Below are 5,470 nucleotides of genomic sequence, written 5' to 3'. Positions count from 1 at the left end.
ACCCTGGAGGCCGATTTGGAGGCGGGGCTACTGTGAGCCCCTATCAACCCCGAATGACGAAGAACCCGAAGGTGTTGTTGTCGTCGAGCTTGTAGGTGACGGCGCCGGTCAGCCAGCTGATGTTGCCGGAGAAGAACCCGTCGGTGCCGGCGACCGAGGCCGACCACGGCCCGTCGCTGTAGTTCACCTGCACGCCGTGATTGATGATGTTCTCCTGGTTGAACAGGAGGCCGCGCGAGATGTTCAGGTTCTGGAAGGTGAACGGCGCCTCGGTGCCGATCAGGGTCGGCATGCGGCCGCCCTGGATCGACCAGTTGTCGTTGAAGACGTACTTGCCGAAGGCGACCGGCAGCGGCGAGAACAGCAGGTCGGTCTGGTCGAGGGCGCTGTAGTTCAGGAAGCCGAGCGCCGGGATCGCGTAGGCGCCGGCCTGGACGTAGAACTGGAACGGGCCGTCGGCCTTCTGGATCCAGCCCTGGATGTTGGTGAAGTCGACCCGGGCCGCCCGGTCGCTCGGCAGCGGCGCGGCCGAGAACGGGAACGGGTTGGTCTGGGTGTAGGCGTAGCCGGTGATCGCGCCGCCGACGTAGATGTCGCCGAAGCCGCCGAGGGTGAAGCAGGACGGGTTCGGGTTCGGCTTGATCACGCCGCCATAGGCCGGCAGCGACAGGGTCGCCTTGCAGCGCTCGACAACCGCCACCGGGGCAGGGGCCGGGGCGGCCAGGTCGGCGGCCAGGGCGGAGCCGGTCGACAGCAGGGCGACGGTCAGGCTGCTGAGGGTGAAGCGCATTGCCACGGTGAGGAGTCCATCTGGGGCCGGTGACGGCCGGGCCAACTGCAGCCAAGCTGGCAGTATGGCCGGAACGTGGCAAAACCGAATGTTGTGCATCTGCTCAAAAAATATGCAAAATTAGCCATGTTCAGTCTGGGCTTGTTGCTGCGTGTCTTTCTCGCAACGCAACGGCATACTTGCCGCCGGTGTCGACCGCCGAGATCTGACGATCGTCGGCTCTGCGACGGACGCACCGCCAGACTGGTGAAAGGATTCGGTCACTTGTGACGGCGCGGCGCCGGCCTCACGCCTCCTCGGCCAGCATCCGGCGCAGCCAGTCGAGGAAGGCCGCAGCCTCGGGCGAGAGCGGACGGTCGGGCGCCGGAAGGGCCGCGAAGCCGTTCGCGAAACGGTGGAAGCCTGCGGGCGCGACGAGGCGCCCGGCCGCGAGGTCGTCGCGCACCAGCATCTGCTCGACCAGGGCGACGCCGAGGCCCGACAGCGCCGCCTCGATGCACAGGCCGTTATGCGGAAAGGCGATGTCGCGCGCGGCCGCGAGCTCGCGGCCGGTCGCCGCCTCCCAGGCCGGCCAGGAATGCGGCGTGTGCTCGTGCCGGATCCGGGTCTCGGCGCAGAGGCGCCCGCCCTCGGCCCGGACCGGGTAGGCCGGCGCGCAGACGATGCCGAAGGCGACATCGCCGAGGCGGATCGCCCGCGCCTCGTCGCGGATCGGCCGGGCGAGCCGGTCCCAGCTCAGCATCAGGTCGGCGCCGTCGTCCCGCGGCGCCCGCGCCGAGGTCATCGAGAGGCGGACCTCCACGGTCGGCCGCTCGCGGTAGAAGCCCGACAGGCGCGGCACCAGCCAGCGCATTGCGAAGGTCGCCCCGCAGGCGAGGTGGACGGTCGCCCCGCGCCCGGCATCGCGCAGCCGCTGGTAGCCCCGCTCCAGCTCGTCGAGCACGCCCGCCACCACGCCGCGAAAGGCCTCGCCGGCCGGCGTCAGCCGCAGGCCGGTCCCGGCCTTCTCGAACAGGGCGGTGCCGGCCTGCTCCTGCAGCGCCCGCACCTGGCGCGACACCGCCCCGTGGGTGCGCCCGAGCTCGTCGGCCGCCTTGGTGACCGAACCGAGGCGCGCCGCGGCCTCGAAGGCGCGCAGGGAGGCGAGCGGCGGCAACTGGCGCATGGGGCCCATCCGTGAGCTTTACGCACGAAGCGCGTGGAAGAACTCAATATACGGCGAGGATCCGCCCGGGTAGGGATGGGGCGAGACAGAAGGAGATCCGCCGTGGCCGCCACCGTCATCCCGTTCCCGATGCACCGCGTCGCCGGCGCTCCGCGGACGCTGACCGTGAGCCGCGTGCACGAACCGCGCCTGGCCGGCGTGGCGATCCTGCGGGGCTGGCTGCGCCGCTGGTCGGCCCGGCGCGCCCTCTCCCGCGACCTGCCCCGCATGACCGACGAGATGCTTGCCGATGTCGGCCTGAGCCGCCGGGAGGCCGTCGCCGAATCCCGTCGCCCGTTCTGGCGGGCCGGCGCGCACGACGCGGCGTGAGCCGCCCCGGGCCGGCTCCCTCCGGGGCGGCATGCGTCGCGGCCGGTTGACCGGCGGCAGGGCCGCTGCCAGCCTGATCCCGCCGGGGCCCGCACCAAGACGCGCCCCGCCGGGAGGATGAATCGTGCCCCTACGCGTTCGCGCCGCCGTGCTGCACCACGCCCCCGTGGCGCGGCCCTATGCCGAGACCCGGCCGCTGACCATCGAGACCATCGAGCTCGACCCGCCCGGGCCCGACGAGGTGCTGGTCAAGATCGCGGGCGCGGGCCTGTGCCATTCCGACCTCTCGGTCATCAACGGCGACCGGATCCGGCCGGTGCCGGTGGCGCTCGGCCACGAGGCGTCGGGGGTCGTCGAGGAGCTCGGCCCCGGCGTGACCGACCTCAGGCGCGGCGACCACGTGGTGATGTCGTTCGTGCCGACCTGCGGCGGCTGCGCGCCCTGCCGCGAGGGACGCGGGGCCCTGTGCGAGCCCGGCAACGCCGCCAACGGCCGCGGCACGCTCCTGTCCGGTGCCAAGCGCATCCGCTGCGACGGGGTGGAGGTGAGCCACCACAGCGGTGTCTCGGCCTTCGGCGAGTACGCGGTGATCTCGCGCCGCTCGATCGTGCGGATCGATCCCGACATCCCCCTCGTCGAGGCGGCCCTGTTCGGCTGCGCGGTGATGACCGGCGTCGGCGCGGTGGTGAACACCTGCCGGGTGCAGATGGGCCAGAGCGTCGCGGTGGTGGGCCTCGGCGGCGTCGGCCTCTCGGCGCTGATCGGGGCGGTGGCCAGCGGCGCCGGCCGGGTCGTCGCGGTCGATCTCTCGGAGGACAAGCTCCGGATCGCCCGCGAGCTCGGCGCCACCGACGCGTTCCTGGCCTCCGATCCCGATGCGGTCGCGGCGATCCGCGACGCCACCGACGGCGGTGTCGACTACGCCCTGGAGATGGCGGGCTCGGTCAAGGCCTTCGACACCGCCTACCGGATCACCCGCCGGGGCGGCACCACGGCGACCGCCGGCCTCGCCAACCCGAACCACAGCTTCACCCTGCCGCCGGTCGGCCTCGTCGGCGAGGAGCGGGTGGTGCGCGGCAGCTACATGGGCTCCTGCGTCCCGGCCCGCGACATCCCGCGCTACATCGCGATGTACCGCCAGGGCCGCCTGCCGGTGGACAAGCTGATGACCGGCACCCTGACCCTCGACCAGATCAACGAGGGTTTCGACCGGCTCGACCGCGGCGAGGCGATCCGGCAGGTCATCGCCATGTGAGGTCACCGGGTCGGGCCCCGCGCGTGTCGGGCGGGGCACGCCGGCGGTTTTTCGTAGGCGGGAGCGCCGTCCTCGGCACTCCGCCGCGCCGCGCGGGCCGGTGCCGCCCTTGCCGGCGGGCGCGGGCCCGGGCATCCATGCTCGATCGCGCGCCCGGACGGGCGCGGGGAGGGCCGTCCGCGGCCGGCCGAGGGACCTTGACCGAAGGACGTGCCATGGGGCTGTTTCAGGATGCCTTCACCCGGGTCGGTCGGGTCGTCATGTCCTATGCGGGGGACACCGCCTTCCTGCACGCCGCCTGCTCGGCGGCCGCCGCCGTGATCCTGGCCGACCAGGAGATCGACGAGCAGGAGATCGAGACGGCGCTCGCCGACCTCAGCAACAACCCGATCCTGCACAAGTCCTACGGCGTGCTGAAGCTCGAGCAGGAACTGCACGAGGCGATCGCCCGGGCCAAGAGCCGGGCCGGGCGGCTGGAGAACCTGCGCTTCGTCGGCGGCATCGCCGACCGGCCGCTGGAGCAGCGCCAGGACGTCTTCCTCATCGCCGCCGACGTCGCCGACCAGGGCGGCATCAGCGAGCTGGAGCACAAGGCGCTGGACGAGATCGCCGAGGTGCTGTCCGTCGACAAGGCGGCGCTCCTCGGCCTGTAAGGCCCTGACGCCGGGCGATTCCGCCTTATCTCCCGCGCGACGACGCGGGAGACGGATCGCGATGGATGTCGGATTTCTCGGGCTCGGCCGGATGGGCCGGCCGATGGCGCTCAACCTGGTCAAGGCCGGCCACCGGGTCCGGGTGTGGAACCGCTCGGCTCAAGCCGCCGAGGACCTGCGCGCCCACGGCGCCGAGCCGGTGGCGACGCCGGCCGAGGCGTTCCGGGGCGACGCGGCGGTGACGATGCTGGCCGACGACGCCGCGCTGCGCGCCGTCATCGTCGAGGGCGGCCTGCTCGACCAGGCCGAGCGGCCGGGGCTCCATCTCGGCACCAGCACCATCTCGGTCGCGCTCGCCGAGGAACTGGCGGCGGTCCACGGCCGGGCCGGCGTGCCTTATATCTCGGCCCCGGTCTTCGGCCGGCCGGACGTGGCGGAGGCGGGCAAGCTCAACATCCTGGCCGCCGGCCCCGAGGCGGCGATCGCCGCAGCGCAGCCGCTTCTCGACGCGATGGGGGCGAAGACCTGGCGCTTCGGCGAGGCGCCGGCCCGGGCCAATGCCGTCAAGCTCGCCGGCAACATGATGATCGTCGCGGCAATCGAGGCGATGGGCGAGGCGGCGGCGCTCGGCGAGGCCCACGGCGTGCCGGCGGCCGACCTCCTCGACCTCCTGACGAACACGATCTTTTCCGCACCGGTCTACAAGAACTACGGCGCCTCGATCGCGGCCGCCCGCTACGAGCCGCCGGGCTTCGGGCTGGCGCTCGGCGCCAAGGACGTGCGCCTGGCGCTCGCCGCCGCCGAGGCCGTCCGGGTGCCGATGCCGCTCGCCAGCGTGCTCCGCGACAGCCTGCTCGACGCGCTCGCCCACGGCGACGGCGAGAAGGACCTGGCGGCTTTGGCGACCGTGTCGGCGCGGCGGGCGGGGCGGGGGTAGGGCGAGGCCGCAAGGGGGGACGATCGATCGGATCCCGCCCCGGCCGGCGGATCGCGCGGCCGCGACGGCATCGCCGTCGGAGCCTGCGATTCTAGAGCATTTTCCGACGAAGTGGATGCCGGTTCGTCGAAGAAAATGCGACAAGACAATGACTTAGAGTGCTTCGCGATTGCAGCGCGATCGTGAAGCGCTCTAGGCGGTGTGGACTCTTGGGGTTTCCTGGTTGGGCGAGAAGTGATTGAAGGCTGCTTTTTGGAGGGCTGCCTTGGGAGTTCTGGACCGGCTCGTTCTCGGCGATGCT

5 protein-coding genes and 1 pseudogene are annotated in these 5,470 nt (G+C 72.2%); 4 read left to right on the top strand and 2 right to left on the bottom strand.

The genetic code is table 11. From position 1 onward, the window contains the following. Window positions 1-64: 64 nt before the first annotated feature. Window positions 65-796: pseudogene (locus HPY23_RS28320) on the bottom strand (outer membrane beta-barrel protein); the annotation flags it as partial. Between the two features lie 280 nt (window positions 797-1,076). Then, window positions 1,077-1,955: a LysR substrate-binding domain-containing protein gene (locus tag HPY23_RS28315; RefSeq protein WP_091888466.1), complete on the bottom strand. Its 879-nt coding sequence runs from the start codon at window positions 1,953-1,955 to the stop codon at window positions 1,077-1,079. A 102-nt stretch (window positions 1,956-2,057) separates the two neighbouring features. On the opposite strand from HPY23_RS28315, the gene HPY23_RS28310 reads away from it, so the two are divergent. The 4 genes from HPY23_RS28310 to HPY23_RS28295 all read left to right on the top strand — a co-directional run bounded on the left by HPY23_RS28310 (window position 2,058) and on the right by HPY23_RS28295 (window position 5,169). Continuing rightward, on the top strand, window positions 2,058-2,324 hold the full coding sequence (locus tag HPY23_RS28310) for a DUF1127 domain-containing protein (protein ID WP_244533337.1): 267 nt from the start codon (window positions 2,058-2,060) through the stop codon (window positions 2,322-2,324). A 124-nt stretch (window positions 2,325-2,448) separates the two neighbouring features. Then, window positions 2,449-3,579: a zinc-dependent alcohol dehydrogenase family protein gene (locus tag HPY23_RS28305; RefSeq protein ID WP_091888468.1), complete on the top strand. Its 1,131-nt coding sequence runs from the start codon at window positions 2,449-2,451 to the stop codon at window positions 3,577-3,579. A 215-nt stretch (window positions 3,580-3,794) separates the two neighbouring features. Next, window positions 3,795-4,232, top strand: a complete 438-nt coding sequence (locus HPY23_RS28300; protein WP_060848154.1) for a tellurite resistance TerB family protein — start codon at window positions 3,795-3,797, stop codon at window positions 4,230-4,232. A 61-nt stretch (window positions 4,233-4,293) separates the two neighbouring features. Then, on the top strand, window positions 4,294-5,169 hold the full coding sequence (locus tag HPY23_RS28295) for an NAD(P)-dependent oxidoreductase (RefSeq protein WP_091888470.1): 876 nt from the start codon (window positions 4,294-4,296) through the stop codon (window positions 5,167-5,169). Window positions 5,170-5,470 lie beyond the last annotated feature (301 nt).

Origin of the sequence: Methylobacterium ajmalii, assembly GCF_016613415.1 — a bacterium.
GTDB classification, from domain to species: domain Bacteria; phylum Pseudomonadota; class Alphaproteobacteria; order Rhizobiales; family Beijerinckiaceae; genus Methylobacterium; species Methylobacterium ajmalii.
Note: the sequence above shows the minus strand (reverse complement) of the source record. Positions and strands in the feature narration are given on the sequence as shown.

Excerpts from the sequence above, each read along its gene's own strand:
- HPY23_RS28315 (WP_091888466.1), bottom strand. The coding sequence starts at position 1,955 with ATGCGCCAGTTGCCGCCGCTCGCCTCCCTGCGCGCCTTCGAGGCCGCG.
- HPY23_RS28300 (WP_060848154.1), top strand. The coding sequence starts at position 3,795 with ATGGGGCTGTTTCAGGATGCCTTCACCCGGGTCGGTCGGGTCGTCATG.
- HPY23_RS28295 (WP_091888470.1), top strand. The coding sequence starts at position 4,294 with ATGGATGTCGGATTTCTCGGGCTCGGCCGGATGGGCCGGCCGATGGCG.